Origin of the sequence: [Eubacterium] eligens ATCC 27750, assembly GCF_000146185.1 — a bacterium.
GTDB lineage: Bacteria > Bacillota > Clostridia > Lachnospirales > Lachnospiraceae > Lachnospira > Lachnospira eligens.
Genome location: NC_012778.1, coordinates 1597839 through 1618078, shown reverse-complemented (window position 1 = coordinate 1618078; position 20240 = coordinate 1597839). Strand labels below are relative to the sequence as shown.

Genomic DNA, 20240 nt, shown 5'->3' with positions numbered 1-20240 from the left:
CCTTGGTATATTTAATGAGTTAGTAAAATACATGATCTCCGATAACGGTTCCGCCCACATCGACAGAACTGTCATATACATGAAAATATAGTGCGTTAATATTGATATAACCGTTAAGCACATCAACGGCTGCCTGGGTGCAGGCTGCATTTGCACCTCTTGCAAGTACTATTGCAAATCGTCCGCTGGCAACAGGTGAAAACTGGTAAGGTGCATATATTACGCCGCTTATGCTGTTGGCAAAGCGTGGGTCTGCAACTCTGTTGATAACAACACTTCCTACAGCACATTTGCCCTCATATGACTGGTTGCCGGCTTCACATTCAATAATTGCTGCGAGCATTGCAACATCTTCGGCAGTGTGATTCTTAAGAACATTGTTAAGAGCGTTCTGGTCAACCATAGCAGAGCCGGAAGATGAATTATTGCCTGTATTACCGGCGTTATTGACTTTGTCAGCCTCTTCCTGTGCTTTTTTTGCAGCTTCAAGGGCTTCCATTTCACGGCGCTGACGCTCTAACATTTCCTGTTCAATCTGCTTTTCGTATTCAAGCGCAAGTGCCTCTGCATCAGTAATGCTGTCACTTGTAGTGTCAAGCTCTGTCTGGCATTGTGAGAGAAGCACAGCAAAATTATCAGCTTCGCGGGCTGCATCATCTTTAAGAGTGACAAGTTCGGTCATCTCTTCTTCAAGCTTTGCCTGAGTTTCTTTAAGAGAAGCCAGAAGGTTACTTAATTCCTGCATCTTCTGGTGGTCATAATTAGAAATCTGCTGGATATATTCTGACTTGGATAAAAGGTCAGAAAGGCTTTCAGCCGACAGAAGCGTTGACAGGATAGTAGTATTATTATTCTCATACATAAACTGAATACGAAGTTTCATGGCGGCGTACTGTTGGTCAATCTCTGCCTGCATATCAGCAACCTGGATATTGGTAGCATCAATCTCAGACTGCTTCGCATTAACTGCATCCTCAATAGAAGACAGCTTCTCTCCGGAAGCAGACAGCTTCTCGTTAAGCTCCCCGTAAGATGCATTGAGTTCGCTCTGTTTATTTCTTAATTCTTCAAGCTGTTTATTAACAGCGTCGAGGTCATTCTGTGTATCAGCCATCAACTGGTCAGGATAAGCAAAAAATGGAACAGCAAATGTAGCTGCCATGCAAAGCGAAAGACCAATGGCTGTTAAATTCTTTAATCTTAATCTGATAAAATGTTTCACATAGACTCCTAGTAATCATTATATTTTTATAAACAAAAAACAATATTAGTATAAAATGTGCTGGAATAAATTGCAAGCCAAGCTTTCCATGGTGTATATTAATTGAGGACTGCGGATTGGGAATTGGTCTGCGTCTTAAATGTTGTGTATATCAGTTGCGGTGTCTGACTATAGCATACGCTTGAATAATCCGAGCTGTGTGTAACTTAATGTCGCTATATACATAAGGGCGGTGCGTCAAATCTCGTTCAAGCGAAGCGCGTTTGATTTGACACACCGTAATAAACTCTGTAGATAGCGGCATTTAGTTACACTAAGCGCAGGATTCCTGAAAGCGTATGCTATAGTCAGATGCCACAACGTCATGTACGCAAGTTGAAGGATGCAGACCAATTCCCAATCCGCAACCCTTAATAAAATAAAAGGAGTATTCCATGCTTGAATTAAATGATATAAAGAAAGACTATGTGTCCGGTTCTACTACTGTGAGCGCACTTAAGGGCATTAATCTTAGGTTCAGGGACTGTGAGTTCGTGTCGATTCTTGGACAGTCCGGATGTGGTAAGACCACTATGCTTAATATTATAGGCGGACTTGATAAGTATACGAGCGGCGACCTTAAGATAAATGGAGTGTCAACTAAGAATTATAAGGACAGAGACTGGGATTTTTACAGAAATAATTCTATTGGTTTTGTGTTTCAGAGTTACAATCTGATTCCGCACCAGACTGTTTTATCTAATGTAGAGCTTGCACTTACGCTTTCAGGTGTATCTAAGGCAGAGAGAAAGAAAAGAGCGATAGAGGCACTTGAGAAAGTTGGACTTGGAGAGCAGATTCACAAGAAGCCTAATCAGATGTCAGGTGGACAGATGCAGAGGGTTGCTATTGCAAGAGCACTTGTAAATAATCCTGATATCCTGCTTGCTGACGAGCCTACAGGAGCGCTTGACACAGAGACAAGTATCCAGATTATGGAGCTTTTAAAGGAGATATCAAAGGACAGACTTATAATTATGGTAACTCATAATCCGGAGCTTGCCAAAGATTATTCTACAAGAATAGTCAGATTATTAGATGGTGTGATAACTGATGACTCTGATCCATATTCGTTAGAAGATATGGAAGCTGATATCAGGGCTAAAGAGGCTGCTAAGGTTAAGACATCAGAAAAGAAGACTAAAAAGTCAGGAAATAAGCAGAAAACATCTATGTCATTCTTTACAGCTCTTTCGCTTTCCTTTAATAACCTGATGACTAAGAAAACAAGAACGATTCTTACTGCATTTGCAGGAAGCATAGGAATTATCGGTATTGCAATGATTTTGTCTATCTCAAATGGTATCCAGTTATACATAGACAGGGTTCAGAGAGATACGCTTTCGAGTTATCCTATAACACTTCAGGCGGAAGCCATTGATATAAGCAGTATGGTATCAAGCATGACAGGTAATTCGGATTCAGAAGAGCATGAGGATAAGTCTAAAATATATTCTAACGATATCATGGGTGACATGATCAATACCATGGTAAAGGAAGTTAAGAGCAATAACCTTTCTGAGTTTAAGAAATACATTGAAAACGGCAGCTCTGACATTAAGTCATATGTAAGTGATATCCAGTATTCATATGATGTTCCTCTTAACATTTATATGAAGGATACTTCTAACGGTGTTGAGCAGTTAAACCCAGGTACAATGTTTGATTCGATATATGGCGAAGGTGCAACAAGCGCATCTTCTTCAATGTCATCTGGTATGGGCATGGGAATGTTTTCTAACAGCAGTGTGTGGAACCAGCTTTTAGGAAACCAGCAGGTTCTTGATGAGCAGTATGATGTCCTTGCAGGACACTGGCCAGAGAATTTCAATGAGGTTGTGCTTGTTGCAGATAAGAATAACGAGGTTGATGATTATACACTTTACTCATTAGGTCTTAAAGACCCTGAGGAAGTAAGAACACTCTTTAAGAAAATGATGGTTGGTGAATCATACGAAACAAAAAAAGATATAAGCTATACATTTGACGAGATTCTTGATACAGAGTTTAAGCTTGTTATGCCTACAGACATGTATAAGTACAATGATGTGACTGGTACATGGGACGATTACAGCAAAGATGATAAGTATATGACAAATGTTGTAAATAACGGAACTGACATTAAAGTATGTGGAATAATCAGACCTAATGATGATGCAGTCAGTACTTCACTTTCAAGTGGAATCGGTTATACAGCAAAGCTTACGGAATACATTATCGAAGAAGTAAAAAACAGTGAGATAGCCAAGGCACAGCTTGCTGATACAAGCGTTGATGTATTTACAGGAGTTCCATTTGACAATGACAGGAATACAGAGATTACAATGGATGATGTAAATGCATATATGGCAACACTTTCACCAGAGGAAAGCGCTCAGATGCAGGCAATGACAAGTGGAATGAGCGATGATCAGATACTACAGCTTTTCTCAGCGTCACTAAAGGCTAGAACAACAGATGCAACATTAGACAGCAATAAGTCGAAGCTTGGAATTACAGACCTTGATACACCTTCACAGATAGATATATATGCAACTGATTTTGATTCTAAGGAGAAGGTTCAGAATATTATCAAGGATTACAATAAGCTGCAGCAGGACGATGGCAAGGAAGAAAATGTTATTAACTACACAGATTATGTTGGAATAATGATGTCATCAGTAAGTACAATTATTAATGCAATCTCTTATGTATTAATAGCATTTGTTGCAATATCACTTATAGTTTCTTCAATAATGATAGGTATTATCACATACATTTCAGTACTTGAAAGAACTAAGGAAATTGGAGTATTAAGAAGTATTGGTGCTTCTAAGAAAGATGTTTCAAGAATATTCAATGCAGAGACACTTATTGAAGGTTTTGTCTCAGGCGCACTCGGCATTGTTGTAACTTTATTGTTGTGCATACCTGCAAATGCGTTGATTAAGCACCTTACAGACATTTCCAATGTTGCACAGCTTCCGGTTGCAGGAGGAGTAATACTTATAATAATAAGCATGTTCCTTACATTTATTGCCGGACTTATCCCAGCAAAGCTTGCAGCTAAAAAAGACCCTGTTGTGGCATTAAGAAGTGAATAATGTCTTTACTTTAAAACTTCACTGTGTTAAAATTTAAAAGTAATAAGCCAATGTTATTTTTGGAAAACCGGGGTGGATAATTATGAACAATAAGTTAAAGACACAGGCTGTTGAGCAGCTTTTTCAGGCAATATTAAGTCTTAAGGATTTAGATGAAGCATACGATTTCTTTGAGGATGTATGTACAATTAACGAGATTTTATCCTTATCCCAGAGATTTGAGGTTGCCAAGATGTTAAGAGAACACAGGACATATCTTGATATTGCAGAGAAGACAGGTGCGTCTACTGCGACAATCAGCAGGGTAAACCGTTCGCTTAATTATGGTAATGACGGGTATGACAGAGTATTTGAAAGACTTGGCATGCTTGAGAAAGAGTCAGAAGATAATAAGTAATATATGAAGCAATGTAAAAGGGAACTGTCAGTACTGGCAGTTCCCTTAATTTGTATGGATTATTTCTTTTTGTCTGTTTTATCAGGCTTCTCAGGATGCTTTGGCGCATGCTTGGCAGAGTAATCATCAATCAGACTTTCAATCATGTTCTTCTTCATGTATACATCAAAGCTTAAAAGGCATACAAGGCTGAAGAACTGTAAGAATTCTCTGTCATCATCATCCTTTACATCTGAAAATGCATTGCTTGCCTGTTCAGACTTTGCAAATATATCTTTAGATAATGGCCTTGCAAGAGAGGATTCCATTGAAAAAATCTCATTATATATATAATCCAGATCCGGCTTGGAACCTTCATCAAAGAATTTCTCAGTGAGAGGATTGAGCATTTTCTGTATATCACTTATTGAGAGAATGTTCTTAAAGTAATAGATAAATGTAAGGATATATATGTGTTCCTTAGAGTACTTTTTCTTTACTGGTGATGGCAGCAGATTGTTTTTGGCATAGTTGTTAATCATTGTTTTGGTTAGTACTTTATCATCAGTGGTACGCTTTGTATCGTGAAGATGTTCATACATAAATGTTGTAACCTGATCCATGTACAGGTTGATGTTAGGCACATCTCCGGGTTTTATATAGTTAAGAGCGGACATATCTTTAAGAATACCACTCATAAGCTCTTTAATATCGTTGTTCATATGTTCCTCATTTCTTTAAAAATGCGTATTCATGAGAGAATACATTTATATTAATGCTTAAGCTATATTATATAGTTTTTAAAACCACATTTCAAGTAGGAATAATATAATGAACTTTAGCATAGTGTATTGTGCATATTATGATATTTTAATTTTTATTACAAGAATATAAAATATGTTTCATAGGAGCAAATATTCGTGACTTTTTACTCCTGATATATTATAATGAAAAAGGTTTTTTAAGAATTCTGGGAGACAGAATTCGGATGCACCAGAGGGTGATATGTGCCAGAAAGCGGCACAGGAATGGAGGATTATTATGGGTATTTTAACAAGATTCAAGGACATTATGAGCGCTAACATCAATGCACTTCTCGATAAGTGTGAAGATCCAGAGAAGATGATTGACCAGTACATGAGAAATCTTGAGAGCGACCTTGGAAAGGTTAAGGCAGAGACAGCTTCAGTTATGGCTGAGGAGACAAGATGTAAAAGAGAGCTTGATGAATGCACAGCAGATGTTGCCAAGTATCAGTCATATGCAGAAAAAGCTCTTAAGGCTGGCAACGAGGCAGATGCAAGAACATTCCTTGAGAAGAAGCAGCAGTTAGTTTCTAAGCAGGCTACATTACAGCAGACATATAATATTGCAGCAGACAATGCAGCTAAGATGCGTCAGATGCATGATAAGCTCTGCAAGGATATCCAGTCTCTTGAAGCAAGAAGAGATGCAGTTAAGGCTAAGGTTGCAGCAGCTAAGGCTCAGGAGAGAATCAACAAGGTTGGTTCAAGTGTTAACAGTGTTGGAACAAGCATGGATGCATTCGGTAAGATGGAGGCTAAGGCTAATAAGATGCTTGACGAGGCTAATGCAATGGCAGAGCTTAACCAGACACAGCTTGAGGCAGATGTTGACAGTCTTGCAGCTAAGTATGATGCAGAGCCAGCTAACACAGCAGTTGATGATGAATTAGCAGCACTTAAGGCTCAGATGGGCTTATAATTCAGAAGCACATTTATAATGAGATAAGCAATACATAGATAAGGAGAGGGAACATGGGATTATTCAAAGGGCAGTTTGCCAACGTAGTTGAATGGGAAGAGTACAGAGATGATATAATCTTCTGGAAATGGACCAACAGAGAAATCAAGAAAGGCAGTAAGCTGATTATCCGCGCCGGCCAGGATGCAATCTTTATGTACAATGGTAAGATTGAAGGTATTTTTAAGGACGAGGGAAGCTTTGATATTGAATCACAGATTATTCCATTCTTATCAACACTTAAAGGCTTTAAGTTTGGCTTCAACAGTGGAGTAAGAGCTGAAGTTTTATTCGTTAATACTAAGGAATTCACAGAGAAGTGGGGAACTAAGAATCCTATTCTTATTCCAACACAGGCACTTCCAGGTGGCATGCCAATAAGAGCTTTCGGTAACTTCTCGTTTTCAGTATCTGATTACATTACGCTTATAGACAAGGTAGCAGGTGTAAAGCAGATGTACACTGTTGCAGATGTTAAGGAAAGAATATCAGCAGTTCTTGACCAGCTTCTTATGAAGTGGATTTCTAAAGAAGGCAAGGATATGTTTAATCTTCAGGCTAATGCTTATGATATCTCAGCGGGTATTAAGACAGACCTTGATATGGAGATGAGCAAGTTAGGAATCACAATAACAAGCTTTACTATCTCAAGCTTCTCTTATCCGGAAGAAGTACAGAAGATGACTAATAAGGCAGCTTCTCAGGCAATGGTTGGAGATATGAACAGATATACACAGATGGCTATGGCTGATAGTATCGGCAATTCAAGAGGCGGTTCGAATATTGCCAGTGATATGATGCAGCTCCAGATGGGAATGCAGGTTGGACAGCAGATGATGAATAACATGAATACTGCAATGAATAATAATGCAAATGTGTCAGGTGGCACAGCACCTAAGTTCTGTCCTAACTGTGGAACACCAACTAATGGCGCTAAGTTCTGTTCTAACTGTGGAACAAAGCTTGCATAATCTGACAATTAGTAATATGTGAATTTAATAAATAACAATCAGGGATGTTGTCATATTGGCTTGGCAACATCCCGTTGTTTTTGTATAATGTGGTAGTTGGCAGAAATAAGGTGGATATAGATTTCACATTTGCATGAAGGTGGATATATGAGATTAGAAGATTTGAATGACAGCCAGAAAAGGGCAGTTAAATATACAGATGGTGCGCTGCTTATTATTGCCGGAGCAGGCTCTGGAAAGACACGCGTGCTTACGAACAGAATTGCATATTTAATAGAAGAATGCGGAGTAGACCCATATAATATTATGGCAATTACATTTACTAATAAAGCTGCAAGAGAGATGAAAGAACGAGTTGAGACTACTGTGGCACAGGGTGCAGGGGCTGTATGGGTAAGTACATTCCACTCAACATGCGTGAGAATTTTAAGAAGATACATAGACAGAATTGGATACGATAATAACTTTACGATATATGATACGGACGACCAGAAGTCTGTAATCAAGGATATATGTAAGAAGATGAATATAGATACGAAGATGCTTAAAGAGCGTGCAATTATGAGTAAGATTTCATCTGCTAAAGATGAGTTAAAGACTCCTGATGAGTTCGAGCTTGAGGCAGGTAACGACTATAATCTTAGAAGAATTGCGGGCGTATACAGAGAATATCAGAAGACGCTTAAGCTTAACAATGCACTTGATTTTGATGACCTGATATTCAAGACGGTTGAGCTGTTTCAGAGTGATGCAGAGGTACTTGAGCATTATCAGGACAGATTCAGATATATAATGGTCGATGAGTATCAGGATACTAATACATCACAGTTTAAGCTTGTTGCAATGCTTGCAGCAAAGTATGGCAATATATGTGTGGTTGGTGATGATGACCAGTCTATATATAAGTTCCGTGGAGCAAACATTTATAATATTCTTAACTTTGAAAATGTGTTCACAGGCGCTAAGGTTATAAAGCTTGAGCAGAATTACCGTTCGACGCAGACTATTCTTAATGCTGCAAATGCGGTGATAAGTAATAATATTGGCAGAAAGAGCAAGTCACTCTGGACTGATAACGGAGAGGGCGAGAAGGTCAATTATACTCTGTATGAGAACGGGTATGATGAAGCAGAAGGCGTTGCGAGTGGTATTGCAGAGTATGTAAGGGATGGCTGGAATTATAATGATGTTGCCATTCTTTACAGAACTAATGCACAGTCAAGAGCGCTCGAAGAAAAGCTGATGATTCACAACATTCCATATAAGATATATGGCGGACAGAATTTCTATCAGCGAAAGGAAATCAAAGATATTCTTGCTTATCTTAAAACTATTGATAATGGTCTTGATGGTCAGGCGGTTAAGCGAATTATAAATGTTCCGAAGAGGGGGATTGGTAATACTACGATTGACAGATTGCAGGAATATGCAGATTTTAATGATATTACTTTCTGGGAAGCACTTGTCAATGCAAAGGATATTGACACAATAAAGAATGCGGCACTTTCCAAGTTAGAGCCATTTGTTGACCTTATTGGAAGACTGCGTGCCAAAGAAGAATTTATGTCATTAAAGGAGCTTGCTGAGGCTGTAATTGAGGATACAGGATATATTGAGAGCCTTTCACAGAATGAAACGGTGGAAGAGGTTGAGGCAAGACGCGAGAATCTGGATGAATTCATTAATAAGGTTGTAAGCTATGAGGAGAGCTGTAAAGAAGCAGGCGAAGAGCCTACACTTTCAGGACTTCTTGAAGAAGTTGCCTTAATAGCGGATATTGATAATCTTGATGAGTCAGAGCCTCATGTAATGCTTATGACGCTGCACAGTGCGAAAGGTCTGGAATTTCCAATCGTGTATATGACAGGAATGGAGGACGGACTTTTCCCAAGCTATATGACAATTGTGTCAGATGATTCAACTGAGATAGAGGAAGAGAGAAGACTGTGCTATGTTGGAATAACAAGAGCAGAGAAAATACTTAATCTTACAAGTGCCAAGTCGCGTATGGTGCGTGGTGAAACACAGATGAATAAGGTTTCAAGATTTATTAATGAAATTCCTAAGGATTATATGCACATAGAAAACAATTCCAGTGGGTATGCTAAAGGCAGGATTGCATATGGCGGGACATCAGATGAGCCGGATACAACAGGCATTAACATGCGCGCAACAGCCAGATCAATTCTTAGCAGCTACGGAAGTGGCACACCAGGCGGAAGGGCAGCAGGAACATATAGTTCAAGAAAGGTTAAGATAAATGGCAGTTCTAATCCGGGATTTGGAAAAGACCCTATGGAATTATTTGACCTTAAGAAACCAGAAAAGAGAAAGACACCGGCAGATTCTGTAAGAAGTGCTTATGCAGGAGTGCCTACACGAAGCGGCTTGTCTTCAAGAAATGTAATAGGTGCTGCAAGAGGTGCAGATATAAGTGCAAAATCTTCAGGTGGACTTGGCTACAGTGTCGGTGATATGGTGAGCCATGTGAAATTCGGCGAAGGAAAGGTACTTGCTATAGAGGATTCAGCAAGAGACTATATGGTAACAGTTGAATTTGCAGAGTACGGACAGAAGAAAATGCTGGCAGGATTTGCCAGACTTAAAAAACTATAATGACAAATGTTTAACGCTATGCTATAATACATTTATTAAATCCGTGGTATGAAAGGAGATATTGTTATGAGTAAAGAAAAATTAGATGAGCTTATCGCAGCTACTAAATTAGGAGAACTTATTAGCAAGAAGGAAGATGAAGATAAGAAATGCTGCAAGAAGTGCAGCACAATTATCATAGCTGTTCTTGCTATCGTTGGTGCAGTTGCAGCAGTTGCTGGTATCGCTTATGCTGTATACAGATATTTTACACCAGATTATTTAGATGACTTCGATGATGAAGATTTCGAAGACGAAGATTTTGACGATGATTTCGAGGATGAAGACATCGAGAAGTAATGTAATAAGTGCGATATGATTGAAAGCCACAGCCGGCTTGATATGTCCATTAGGATATGTCAGTGGTTGTGGTTTTTTTTATTGCATAATATTTAATTATTTCTTAATTGACATAGGGGTGTAATCAGTGTTATATTACTCAACCCTGTTATTAAGCAAAATTTAAGGGGAGGAAAGGAAATCGGGAATTTATGACATTTTATCAGGAGTTACAGTTAAGCTCGGCTGGTTCAAAACAGCTTATCAAGAACACACAGGATTCTAAAGAGAAAAGAAGACATATTCTTATATATAATTTTAAGGTGTATCTTGTTATGATATTCTGCGTCGCAGTAGTTACAGTATTCAGTAAGCTGCTGGGGAATAATAACAGCGTTGTCGGAGTGACAGTGCTTCTTGCGGTGCTGGTATTAAGACAGGCGGATTTTGGAATTAAGACATCACATGGTTTAGTTTCGATAATGGGAATATATGCAATATTGATAGCAGGACCGAGGGTTTCTAATATGGTACCGCCAGTTGCTGCATTTGTAATAAATGTTGTGTGTATTATGCTTCTTATGATAATGGGATGTCACAATGTAATTATGTATAATCATTCAACATTCGTTCTTGGGTATCTTTTGCTGCAGGGATATGATGTCACAGGCCATGAATATATAATGAGAGTTGTGGGACTGCTTGCCGGGATGTTAGTATGCATGATTATTTTCTATAAGAATCAGAGGAACAGACCATATAGAAGAACATTCTGGGACTTGTTTAAGGAATTTAATATTAATTCAGCAAGGACAAGATGGTACATTAAGCTTACATTTATCGTATCAAGCGCTATGCTGATTGTTTCCCTGATGGGACTGCCTAGGGCAATGTGGATTGGAATTGCGTGCATGTCAGTGTGTCTGCCGTTTTCTAAAGATGTTGATAAGAGAATTGGAAACAGGGCATTGTTTAATGTTGTTGGATGTGCGATTTTTGCAGTGATGTATATAGTACTGCCAGAATCAATGTATCCGTATATAGGCATGATAGGTGGTATCGGAGTCGGATATTCCGCTGGTTATGCATGGCAGACAGCTTTTAATACATTTGGCGCATTATCAATTGCGGCGGGACTTTTTGGAATGCCTTATGCAGTTGCATTACGTATAGGACTGAATGCTGCCGGTGCTGCTTATACATGGCTGTGTGACAAGGTACTTGAAAGAATACATTCTGCAGTGCAGGCAAAGAATGCCAGCGTGGTGGAGTAAATGTGACTACTATACTTTAGCACATTTTTCTGATAAAATTATATAAGGTATGCCGTTATGTGAATAAGTGCTGCCAGAAACTATTAATATGTTAATAACAGGCACAATTCATGTGCGGAATGGAGTATAGATTGAAAAAAGGAAGCGTATACGAAGGTAAAGTTGAAAAGGTTGATTTCCCTAACAAGGCGACAGTGTGGGTGACAGATGAGGACGGACAGAAGGAAAAGGCAATCGTCAAGAACGCAATTCCTGGACAGACTGTCAGATTCTGCGTGAATAAGAAAAGAAAGGGACATTGCGAAGGCAGACTTATGGAAGTTGTTGAGAAGAGTCCGCTTGAAACCAACCCGGCATGTCCACATTTTGGCAAATGCGGTGGCTGCACTTACCAGACAGTAGCTTACGAGGAACAGTTAAAGATTAAGAGCACACAGGTGGAAAAGCTTCTTAGAGAAGTTGTTTCGGGTGAGCTTCCATTTGAGGGGATAATCGGAAGTCCGGTTACAGAAGAATACCGTAATAAGATGGAATTTTCATTTGGCGATGAGTACAAGGACGGACCTCTTGCACTCGGACTTCACAAACGAAACAGCATGTATGATATTGTTCCAGTTACAGAATGTAAGATTATTGATGAGGATTACAGAAAGATTCTCACATGCGTTCAGGATTATGCAATAGAGAAGGAGCTTCCTTTCCAGCACAAGTTAAGCCACGAGGGATATCTGCGTCATCTTCTTGTAAGAAAGTCAGTAAAGACAGGACAGATTCTTGTTGATATTGTTACAACAACTCAGATTGAGCATGATTTCACAGAGCTTGTAAACCGCCTGACATCAATTGAATATAAGGGCACTCTTACAGGTGTTCTCCATACATTTAACGACAGCCTTGCAGATGCAGTAATTAACGAGAAAACTGAGCTTCTGTATGGTCATGATTATATTGAGGAGGAACTTCTTGGACTGCGTTTCAAGATAACTCCGTTCTCATTCTTCCAGACTAATTCTCTTGGAGCGGAAGTGCTTTACTCTAAGGCGAGGGAGTATGTGCTTTCTGGCGGATTTGGAGATGTGGCTGACAGCAAACCGGTTATATATGACCTGTATACAGGTACTGGTACGATCGCACAGATGTTATCTCCGGTTGCCAGCAAGGTTATCGGTGTTGAGATTGTTGCGGAAGCTGTTGAGGCTGCTAAGAAGAATGCAGCCCAGAACGGTCTTACTAATTGTGAGTTCATTGCAGATGATGTCTTAAAGGCGCTTGATAATATTGAGATTAAGCCTGATTTCATCGTACTTGACCCACCTCGTGACGGAATTCACCCTAAGGCGCTTGAGAAGATTATTGACTACGGTGTTGACAGAATGGTGTACATATCATGTAAGCCTACTTCGCTTGCAAGAGACCTTGTTACTCTGCAGGAGAGAGGGTATAAGGTGGAGAAGTGCTGTTGCGTGGATATGTTTCCTAATACGGGGCATGTTGAGTCGGTATGTTTGCTGTCAAGGAAATAAAATCAAGTGCTGAAAAGTGGCGTATTTCCGGGCTTTTTCGGAAGTTGGGATATAAAGCCTAACCTCTGAAAAAGCTCGGTTTTCTTATATGGAAACATATCTACTTTTTAGCCTGACTGGAGAAAAAGTGGATGGCCGGAAAATTGCGGTAGGGTTTAGGCTGTGGATTAGATGTCGTGTGTTGTGGCAGTGATATGGATAACAAGGCTGACGCAGTTCCGGCCACTCGATACTAAGGGATAGACTTGCAGTGGAATAGATAACAGGAGGTGGAACTCATATGCCAACGAAAAATCAACATTTTGTCCCAAGAATATATTTGAAGGCTTGGGAGACTAAAGTTGAGACAAGTAAAGAGCCGAATAAGAAATTTGACGGAGTTTATTATTACACGAATGGTATGGATAATGGAGAAGGTAGCACTAGGGAAGCAATTCTCTGGGAGCCTCATTTATATACGATTAGTTTCAGACAGTTTTATTTAGCAAGAAAGTGCCCAAAGGTTTACAATTATTTTGTTGATGAAATTTACAATTCAATGAGAAGTAATTCCTCAAAGCCTGTTTACGGGAAACTAGGATATAGTATTATCAAGACAAAAAAGAGCATTTACAAGCATTTGTTTGATATCGATAAATGGGATTTTTATTATGATGATGGAACAACAGCAAGAAAGAAAGCACTATTGAATCGTTTTGATGATATGAGATGCTATCTATTAGAAGATTCATTCAGTAATATTTTTGAATCGAAGTGGGAAAGCATCCTACATACATTTATTAACGAAGTTCACAAGATAGCGCCAAACCCTGAAGCCGGGGGTGTAAGAACAATTTCTGAAGTCGCTGCAAAAGATATAATGGAGTTCTTTTTTATGATGCTGTGTAGAAGTCCTCGGTTTGATGCAACAGGTGTATATACAAGGATGAGTAAACTGTTAAAAAGTACGTTCGGAGGAAGTGATGAAATTGATGAAATGATGGATGCTGTATGGTTTACAGAGTTATATAGAATGTTCTATAAAGAGAAAGGTGGCTTCTATCATACTGCTTTAGCAAAAGCGGTAGAGAATTGCCAGATTATATTATTTGAAGCGTATTCAGATGCAGGGAAGTTTATAACTTCAGATAATCCTTCATTTCAACATATATCTTATGTGGAAGCTCATAATATGAATGGTTATTATTTTCCAATTAGCCCAAAACATATGCTTTTAATAGCGAGAGGAAGTGACGAAATCAATAATGTAGATTATCGTATGGCAGATAGAGAGCTGGTCAAGAAGTTTAATCGCATAATTGCCTTACATAGTAATAAACTTATTGTATCTTCAGATAGCAAACGAGCAGATTTCTTGTAATGTAGATTGTAAAAGCAGGAGTGAATTAGCGTGTTGAACGATAAAATGAAAAAAGTATTTAAGACAATAAAACAAGTTATCACGGGCACGCTTCCTGATAAGTATATATTTTTTTTGCTTGAAGATAGAATTGACCTCGATGATTTAGTAATGCAAATATTGTTTGAATGTTGTAAATTTGCCTATGATTCGACGGCAAAGAAGAGTTCACTGAGAGCTCATATGACATCTCCAGAATTAGATGATGAGAGAATGTTACATCAACGGACGGTTCAAAAAATAAATGATTACCGTATGCAAGAATATCTAACACGGAAAGAACAAATTGGAATTGAACTGGATGGTCTGCTTTCACCGAATATGAAAGATATTAAAGAAAAAATAGAAGGTTATCAGTTTAATGATTTTCAATACTGGGAGATAAATAATGTTCATGATATGAGGCTTGTTTCTGCAATTACAGACAATAGAATATTGAGTAAAAATTTTACAAAACAAATCTTCATCGAATATGCTAATGAATATGATGATGTTATTCGTACCATGAAAGAAAAATCTGAGGAAGGACCAGAAGGTATGGTTTTTGGTTCTTTAGCCTTATATACACTTGCATGGAAGTATGCTTTTGATTTTTACTATAACGTTGCAGTTGAGATGGATAGGACAGGTCAAAAATATATTGAAGATGTAGAACGAAAATGTTCTTTGTTCTGCGGATCGGTAGGCTTGATATCTGAACTACCGCCTCAATATACGGGAGGTATAATTCATACAGACAGTCGTATGATTCTTATCCGAGAAAAGTTTGTATCATCATTTCTGGACTTATCAGAAACGGATGAAGCTCGATACAGAGAAGCACTAGTGACAGTATCATCAATGTTGATGCGTATGACTTATCAAGGAACTAATATCAGGAAATGGTTTGTTGAGAATACGACCGTTGAGGATTGGGCTTTGGTAATGGAAGAGTATGATGTTTTTCAGATATTTGTATCGGATAAGAGCTGGACAAACAAAAGAATTAGATATGTTAAAGAAATATACACAGCGTTAAGACAGGCAAATAAAAATCCTGATTTTCGTTCTTAATGAAATTAATGAAAAAGCTCTAGAATAACCTTATCAAAGATAAGGAGGTCATTCAAATGACAGAAGAAAAGAAGAACAGTATGACGGAAGCGCAGACAGACAAGATCATTCAGAAAGTTCAAGGTGCAGAAGAGAAAATCGATACAGCGAAAGTTGCATTGGTTACTGAGAACAGCAAAATGGTAAGTGATGATGTCATAATAGAAATCGTCCATGCCTTTAAGGATATTATCATTGAGTTTATTCACAGGAAATATCAGATGCTTTCTAAGTAAAAAAAAGCTTCACTACCGGAGTAAAAAATCCAGTGGTGGGGCTATTTTAATAATGCTTGATTTTCTGACTACTCGTAATGAAATGAATTTTGTCAGCCATATAGAGGGTTTCATGCGTCTATGGGACTTATGCATCAACATCGATACTAACACCGGATTTCAGTTCGACGGTGATATGGTCATCCCAGATGGTGATCTGCTTGATCCAGCGTTGCACCAATGCTTCATCGAATTCTGTAAGGAGGGCGGTCTGCTGCGAAATGTAATCCTGCAGGTCGTTAATTCTTTTTATTTGTTCATCTCTTGCAGCAGTATCGACGGTTGTTTTCTGGCGAAGTTCTCGGAGCCTGAAGATCTCATCCGCTATTTCATCGTAGTCCTCTTTGCTGTTGGCTTTCTGAATCAGTTCTTGTTGCAGCGCCATCAGCTTTTCGTCAATGCTGTCAATGGCTGTTGCCTGTGATGTCCGGATAACTGCGGCAATGTTAAGCTGGAGCTGCGCCTGATAATTGCTTTTGTCACCAAGCATTTGATTGATGGCTTTGACAACGGCATATTGAAGAACCAGCTCATTGATGGTTCGAGCGTGGCATTCCAAACCTGTGGACTCCAGCCTACTGATGCAACGCCAGACAATGGACTTGACGCCACGGTTGTTCCAGTGAAGCTTTCGGAACATTTCACCGCATTCACCGCAGATGACGATTTGTGAGAAGCAGTGGTTGCAGCTATAGCTTCGTTTTTTGTTATTGGCACTGGTTTTTACCACTCGTCTGCGGACAAGTTCTTCTTGTACCTGCAGGTAAATGTCCTTTGGAATAATGGCTTCGTGGTCGCCTTCTACATAGTATTGAGGAACAAGCCCGTTATTTTTAACTCTGGTCTTGTTAAGAAAGTCGGTGGTGTAGGTCTTTTGAAGCAGGGCATGTGCTGTATAGAATAGTTCAGATCCACTGCTATCTGTTCCTAAGTGATGAAGCAGAGATAGCGTTTTTCCAGTAGCATTTGGTATTCTACGTTGGGAACAGTATGGATAACACCCATGATTTCTTTCTTTAAATCTACAAGCTTTTCGATGTCTTTCTTCAGGCCATCTTCCAAATCAATGATTTTCAAAATGGCATCTTCCATTCTGGAGCCACCATGGTTGGGGTTTCTCGGTATATCTGAAATAGTAGAAGTGCATTTGGTAGCAAGATCATTTAAGGATGCAATCTGTTGAGTCTTTGAGGTGATGTGTTCATCAAGATAGCGAGCCTGTAATAAATATTCTTTTGCGTTCATGCTTTACCTCCGAGTTGTTTTATTTCCCTCGGATTTGCACGGATTGTCGTGTTTTGTCAAAGACTGTCATAGGTTTGCTTTTACCGCATCGATAAGGGCGTTTTGTGTCAGCTCCTTCTTGGAGAGAGCCTTCAAGATACGCTCATCAATGGTTCCTTTTGTGATGATATGCTCTATCACCACGGTTCTGGAGGCTTGTCCCTGTCTCCAAAGGCGGGCGTTGGTCTGCTGATATAATTCCAGTGACCATGTCAGCCCAAACCAGATAAGGGTGGAACCGCCAGCCTGTAGATTGAGTTCATGACCGGCGGATGCAGGGTGGATGACTGCGACCGGGATTTTTCCGGCATTCCAGTCGGTGATGTCCTTGCTGGACTATATTTCTCTCACATCAAAACGCTCTTTGATTCGTGAGAGGTCGTGTTTGAACCAGTAGGCTACAAGGACAGGTTTGCCATTGGAGGATTCAATGATATCCTCCAGAGCATCCAGCTTTCTGTCATGAAACTCGATGATTTCACCGGTATCGGAATAAATGGCACCGTTGAAATCAAAAAATTGGTTATGTATTAGATCAGACAGCATATAAATTAAATCGTATTGTTTTAGATAATGAAGAAATAATAACGAAGATGGAATATAAGGAATTTCAAAATTTCAATGAAGAGAAAAAAATTGACAGAAGAAAATGCGAAGCTAAGTAAACAGGTGGAAGCATATAAAAATAAGGTTAGTGTTAATGCAGAACAGCAAAAGGCTGGAGAAGCAATGGCACAGGTAAGGAGATATATAAATGATGATACTAAAACATTTTATATAAAAATTCCTACAAGTGTAATGCAGTGCTGGAAAGATGTAATAAAAACAAGCTTGTATGATAAAAAAGTATTATGTGAAGTGGCATTAATTAATTATATGAACAAATATATAAATGAAAAAGATATGTATATGGGTATAATAGAGCACATAAAGAATGATTTTGATAAAGAAATGGTTACATATTTGATGATTATTTCAAAACAACTAATAGAACAATGAAAGGAATTTTGCAAAGGAATAAATATTTTTACTACAGCACAATTAACAAGATGTGCATTAATTGAATATGTAAGCGTATTAGGTAGTGAAATTTAAATTCACGCCTAAATATTTTTACTAAGAAAAAATGAAATTAGTAGATACAGAGATGCGTCTGTTTTTTTAGTTGGGAAAATATTCCATAATCTTGGTGAAGATGCTATCCATCGAAGTAGCATTTAATATAAGATATCGGATTTTATAAAAAATTAATTATTAATCTGCTTTGTATCGTTGCATGTAAAAAATATTGTGGCTATAATTAATGTAATAGATGATAAGGAGGAAATAGTAATGGATTATGCATTTGAAGATGAAAAAAGAACAAAAATAATTTATGCTAATGCTTCTGACATTGTGCAATATAAAGGGGTACGTTGCTATTGCAAAAATCCATATTGTGAGGCAAGAATGTTTATATATAATCCAGAACATCCAAGTTCAGCATTTTTTAAAGCATCTGGAAAGCCGTCACATAATGGTAGTTGTGGATCAATATATAATCATTTTGATAATACGGAATATGATGCAAATTTATTCAATTTTCCTGATGTATTAATTGATTTAGAAAAAGAACCTATTAAAAAGAAAACATGCATTAGTGGAAGAACTGGAAGTGGTGAAGAAACATTTGGAAAAAAGGGGTTAAAAACCATAAAAGAAATATATAAAATGGCAACGAATACACCACCAAATGATGAATATAATGGAATAAAAATAAAAGACATATTAGCGGATGTAAGAAGCTATTCAGAGTACGAAGATGGAATTATGGGCTATCATTTAGTTGAATGTAACTTTTTTCGTTATGAAAATAATGAAAAGGCAATTATAATGAATTTCCCATTTTTGCCTAATAATAGATATTACCTGCGTTTAGTATTTGAAAATGAAGAACTATTTAGAAAAGAACGTAGTAGAATTTATGACACAGGGCATAAAGGATTAATTGTTATATCTGGCTTATGGCAACAAATTGATGAGGAATATGAGAAATCAACAATTAAGGCAGAATGTAAAATAAAATCAGAAAAACAGATAGCGATTATCAAATAGGGTGAAAATTCACCCTATTTTTTTGTGTGAGAATATTATTAAATTTTATTAAAATAGCATTGGCATCAATAATCATTTCTATAAAATCAGCATATTTGTTTGTTCCCAATTTATTATCATCATTATTGATTAAGTCAAATGCAGATGGATCATCTTTACATATTGCTGATTCTAAATCGTATAAATAATTTAGAATATCTATAATTTTTTGTCTATTTTCTTTTAATTTAGTAATGTCAAGGTGATTGATAATATTTTCATCCATATAAATCACCCCATAAGGAGTATGCCAGATAAGACTTTTTTATTAGCAATTATGAAGATGCAAAAGAGAATGCTGCCTTTGAGAGATGTGCAGATGTAATAACATCCCTGATTCTAAAATATGGAGCGGCTTTAAAACAAAAATGGGATCTAAACGAGTTGATTAGGAATATTCAGGCAGAGAGTTTATGGAAAGACATAGCTTGCAAAAGATATCAGCGGTATTTTATTTGCATGATGAATATGAAAAGTGTTTCTGTATGACAAAATCAAATTGACTAATACTGATTAGCAATATATAATAAAGACAAAACGAAAATGACATAAACGGGGGAGCAATGAAGTGCAGAAGGTTATAACACTTGAGGAAGCATTAAAAAGAATTGAAGAATTAGAAAATGAAAACACTGAGTTACGTGAAGAATTGGAATATTATAAAAATCGTAAATTAAGCGGAAGGCAGAAGCACAATGCAAAATGGATGGCAATTTACAACGATTTTGTTGCCGGTTATGAAAGCGGAATGACTATGATAGAGATTGCAAGAAGGAATAATGTCAGTGAGAGAACGATTTACAGATATAAAGCGTATTATGACAAGATAAAAGAAAATGGAAATTAGAACATATTGCTTACGTCAGCAGTA

General features: G+C 37.9%; 19 protein-coding genes and 1 pseudogene. 14 read left to right on the top strand and 6 right to left on the bottom strand.

Features of this window, described 5'->3' with window-relative positions; genetic code table 11:
* Positions 1-19: 19 nt before the first annotated feature.
* Positions 20-1222, bottom strand: a complete 1203-nt coding sequence (locus tag EUBELI_RS13660) for a cell wall hydrolase (RefSeq protein WP_049777939.1) — start codon at positions 1220-1222, stop codon at positions 20-22.
* A gap of 434 nt (positions 1223-1656) precedes the next feature.
* On the opposite strand from EUBELI_RS13660, the gene EUBELI_RS07525 reads away from it, so the two are divergent.
* Positions 1657-4344, top strand: coding sequence for an ABC transporter ATP-binding protein/permease (locus tag EUBELI_RS07525; protein ID WP_012739790.1), 2688 nt, complete (start codon positions 1657-1659; stop codon positions 4342-4344).
* Between the two features lie 82 nt (positions 4345-4426).
* Complete coding sequence (locus tag EUBELI_RS07520; RefSeq protein WP_012739789.1) at positions 4427-4741, top strand: YerC/YecD family TrpR-related protein; 315 nt, start codon at positions 4427-4429, stop codon at positions 4739-4741.
* A gap of 59 nt (positions 4742-4800) precedes the next feature.
* On the opposite strand, the gene EUBELI_RS07515 is transcribed toward EUBELI_RS07520, so the two are convergent.
* Positions 4801-5442: a DUF1836 domain-containing protein gene (locus EUBELI_RS07515; RefSeq protein WP_012739788.1), complete on the bottom strand. Its 642-nt coding sequence runs from the start codon at positions 5440-5442 to the stop codon at positions 4801-4803.
* Between the two features lie 319 nt (positions 5443-5761).
* On the opposite strand from EUBELI_RS07515, the gene EUBELI_RS07510 reads away from it, so the two are divergent.
* From EUBELI_RS07510 to EUBELI_RS07470, 9 genes are all read left to right on the top strand, one after another.
* Complete coding sequence (locus EUBELI_RS07510) at positions 5762-6445, top strand: PspA/IM30 family protein (RefSeq protein ID WP_041688711.1); 684 nt, start codon at positions 5762-5764, stop codon at positions 6443-6445.
* Between the two features lie 53 nt (positions 6446-6498).
* Positions 6499-7455: an SPFH domain-containing protein gene (locus EUBELI_RS07505; protein WP_012739786.1), complete on the top strand. Its 957-nt coding sequence runs from the start codon at positions 6499-6501 to the stop codon at positions 7453-7455.
* 147 nt (positions 7456-7602) lie between these two features.
* Entirely contained in the window at positions 7603-10071 is a 2469-nt protein-coding gene (locus tag EUBELI_RS07500) for an ATP-dependent helicase (RefSeq protein WP_012739785.1), read from the top strand.
* Positions 10072-10137: 66 nt separating this feature from the next.
* Positions 10138-10410 (top strand): hypothetical protein, encoded by a 273-nt coding sequence (locus tag EUBELI_RS07495; RefSeq protein ID WP_022098403.1) that lies wholly within the window; start codon positions 10138-10140, stop codon positions 10408-10410.
* 191 nt (positions 10411-10601) lie between these two features.
* Entirely contained in the window at positions 10602-11663 is a 1062-nt protein-coding gene (locus EUBELI_RS07490) for an FUSC family protein (protein WP_012739783.1), read from the top strand.
* A 131-nt stretch (positions 11664-11794) separates the two neighbouring features.
* A complete protein-coding gene (gene rlmD, locus EUBELI_RS07485) occupies positions 11795-13186 on the top strand; it encodes a 23S rRNA (uracil(1939)-C(5))-methyltransferase RlmD (RefSeq protein ID WP_041688709.1) in 1392 nt (463 codons plus the stop codon).
* Positions 13187-13466: 280 nt separating this feature from the next.
* Entirely contained in the window at positions 13467-14546 is a 1080-nt protein-coding gene (locus EUBELI_RS07480; RefSeq protein ID WP_012739781.1) for a DUF4238 domain-containing protein, read from the top strand.
* Positions 14547-14576: 30 nt separating this feature from the next.
* Positions 14577-15638, top strand: a complete 1062-nt coding sequence (locus EUBELI_RS07475) for a hypothetical protein (protein WP_041688213.1) — start codon at positions 14577-14579, stop codon at positions 15636-15638.
* Positions 15639-15694: 56 nt separating this feature from the next.
* Positions 15695-15913 carry a hypothetical protein gene (locus EUBELI_RS07470; protein WP_012739779.1) on the top strand — a complete coding sequence of 73 codons (219 nt, stop codon included), beginning with the start codon at positions 15695-15697 and terminating at the stop codon, positions 15911-15913.
* A gap of 127 nt (positions 15914-16040) precedes the next feature.
* Here the strand turns inward: EUBELI_RS07470 and EUBELI_RS07465 are convergent, their stop codons facing one another.
* From EUBELI_RS07465 to EUBELI_RS14940, 3 genes and pseudogenes are all read right to left on the bottom strand, one after another.
* Complete coding sequence (locus EUBELI_RS07465; protein WP_228003421.1) at positions 16041-16682, bottom strand: zinc ribbon domain-containing protein; 642 nt, start codon at positions 16680-16682, stop codon at positions 16041-16043.
* 197 nt (positions 16683-16879) lie between these two features.
* Positions 16880-17197 carry a hypothetical protein gene (locus EUBELI_RS07460; protein ID WP_012739775.1) on the bottom strand — a complete coding sequence of 106 codons (318 nt, stop codon included), beginning with the start codon at positions 17195-17197 and terminating at the stop codon, positions 16880-16882.
* A 66-nt stretch (positions 17198-17263) separates the two neighbouring features.
* Positions 17264-17743, bottom strand: a pseudogene (locus EUBELI_RS14940) (ATP-dependent helicase); the annotation flags it as partial.
* Positions 17744-17872: 129 nt separating this feature from the next.
* Between EUBELI_RS14940 and EUBELI_RS07455 the strand changes: the two are divergent.
* Positions 17873-18235, top strand: a complete 363-nt coding sequence (locus tag EUBELI_RS07455) for a hypothetical protein (RefSeq protein WP_041688211.1) — start codon at positions 17873-17875, stop codon at positions 18233-18235.
* 333 nt (positions 18236-18568) lie between these two features.
* Positions 18569-19330 (top strand): hypothetical protein, encoded by a 762-nt coding sequence (locus EUBELI_RS07450; RefSeq protein WP_041688209.1) that lies wholly within the window; start codon positions 18569-18571, stop codon positions 19328-19330.
* On the opposite strand, the gene EUBELI_RS07445 is transcribed toward EUBELI_RS07450, so the two are convergent.
* A complete protein-coding gene (locus tag EUBELI_RS07445; RefSeq protein WP_012739771.1) occupies positions 19323-19595 on the bottom strand; it encodes a hypothetical protein in 273 nt (90 codons plus the stop codon). The genes EUBELI_RS07450 and EUBELI_RS07445 overlap by 8 nt on opposite strands.
* 342 nt (positions 19596-19937) lie before the next feature.
* On the opposite strand from EUBELI_RS07445, the gene EUBELI_RS07440 reads away from it, so the two are divergent.
* A complete protein-coding gene (locus EUBELI_RS07440; RefSeq protein ID WP_012739770.1) occupies positions 19938-20216 on the top strand; it encodes a helix-turn-helix domain-containing protein in 279 nt (92 codons plus the stop codon).
* Positions 20217-20240 lie beyond the last annotated feature (24 nt).

Bases quoted from the DNA above. Each gene is read 5' to 3' on its own strand.
- EUBELI_RS07490 (WP_012739783.1), top strand. From the start codon at position 10,602: ATGACATTTTATCAGGAGTTACAGTTAAGCTCGGCTGGTTCAAAACAG.
- EUBELI_RS07445 (WP_012739771.1), bottom strand. From the start codon at position 19,595: ATGGATGAAAATATTATCAATCACCTTGACATTACTAAATTAAAAGAA.
- EUBELI_RS07450 (WP_041688209.1), top strand. From the start codon at position 18,569: ATGGATTATGCATTTGAAGATGAAAAAAGAACAAAAATAATTTATGCT.
- EUBELI_RS07470 (WP_012739779.1), top strand. From the start codon at position 15,695: ATGACAGAAGAAAAGAAGAACAGTATGACGGAAGCGCAGACAGACAAG.
- EUBELI_RS07505 (WP_012739786.1), top strand. From the start codon at position 6,499: ATGGGATTATTCAAAGGGCAGTTTGCCAACGTAGTTGAATGGGAAGAG.
- EUBELI_RS07520 (WP_012739789.1), top strand. From the start codon at position 4,427: ATGAACAATAAGTTAAAGACACAGGCTGTTGAGCAGCTTTTTCAGGCA.
- EUBELI_RS07495 (WP_022098403.1), top strand. From the start codon at position 10,138: ATGAGTAAAGAAAAATTAGATGAGCTTATCGCAGCTACTAAATTAGGA.
- EUBELI_RS07525 (WP_012739790.1), top strand. From the start codon at position 1,657: ATGCTTGAATTAAATGATATAAAGAAAGACTATGTGTCCGGTTCTACT.
- EUBELI_RS07460 (WP_012739775.1), bottom strand. From the start codon at position 17,197: ATGAACGCAAAAGAATATTTATTACAGGCTCGCTATCTTGATGAACAC.
- EUBELI_RS07500 (WP_012739785.1), top strand. From the start codon at position 7,603: ATGAGATTAGAAGATTTGAATGACAGCCAGAAAAGGGCAGTTAAATAT.
- EUBELI_RS07480 (WP_012739781.1), top strand. From the start codon at position 13,467: ATGCCAACGAAAAATCAACATTTTGTCCCAAGAATATATTTGAAGGCT.
- EUBELI_RS07510 (WP_041688711.1), top strand. From the start codon at position 5,762: ATGGGTATTTTAACAAGATTCAAGGACATTATGAGCGCTAACATCAAT.
- EUBELI_RS07515 (WP_012739788.1), bottom strand. From the start codon at position 5,442: ATGAACAACGATATTAAAGAGCTTATGAGTGGTATTCTTAAAGATATG.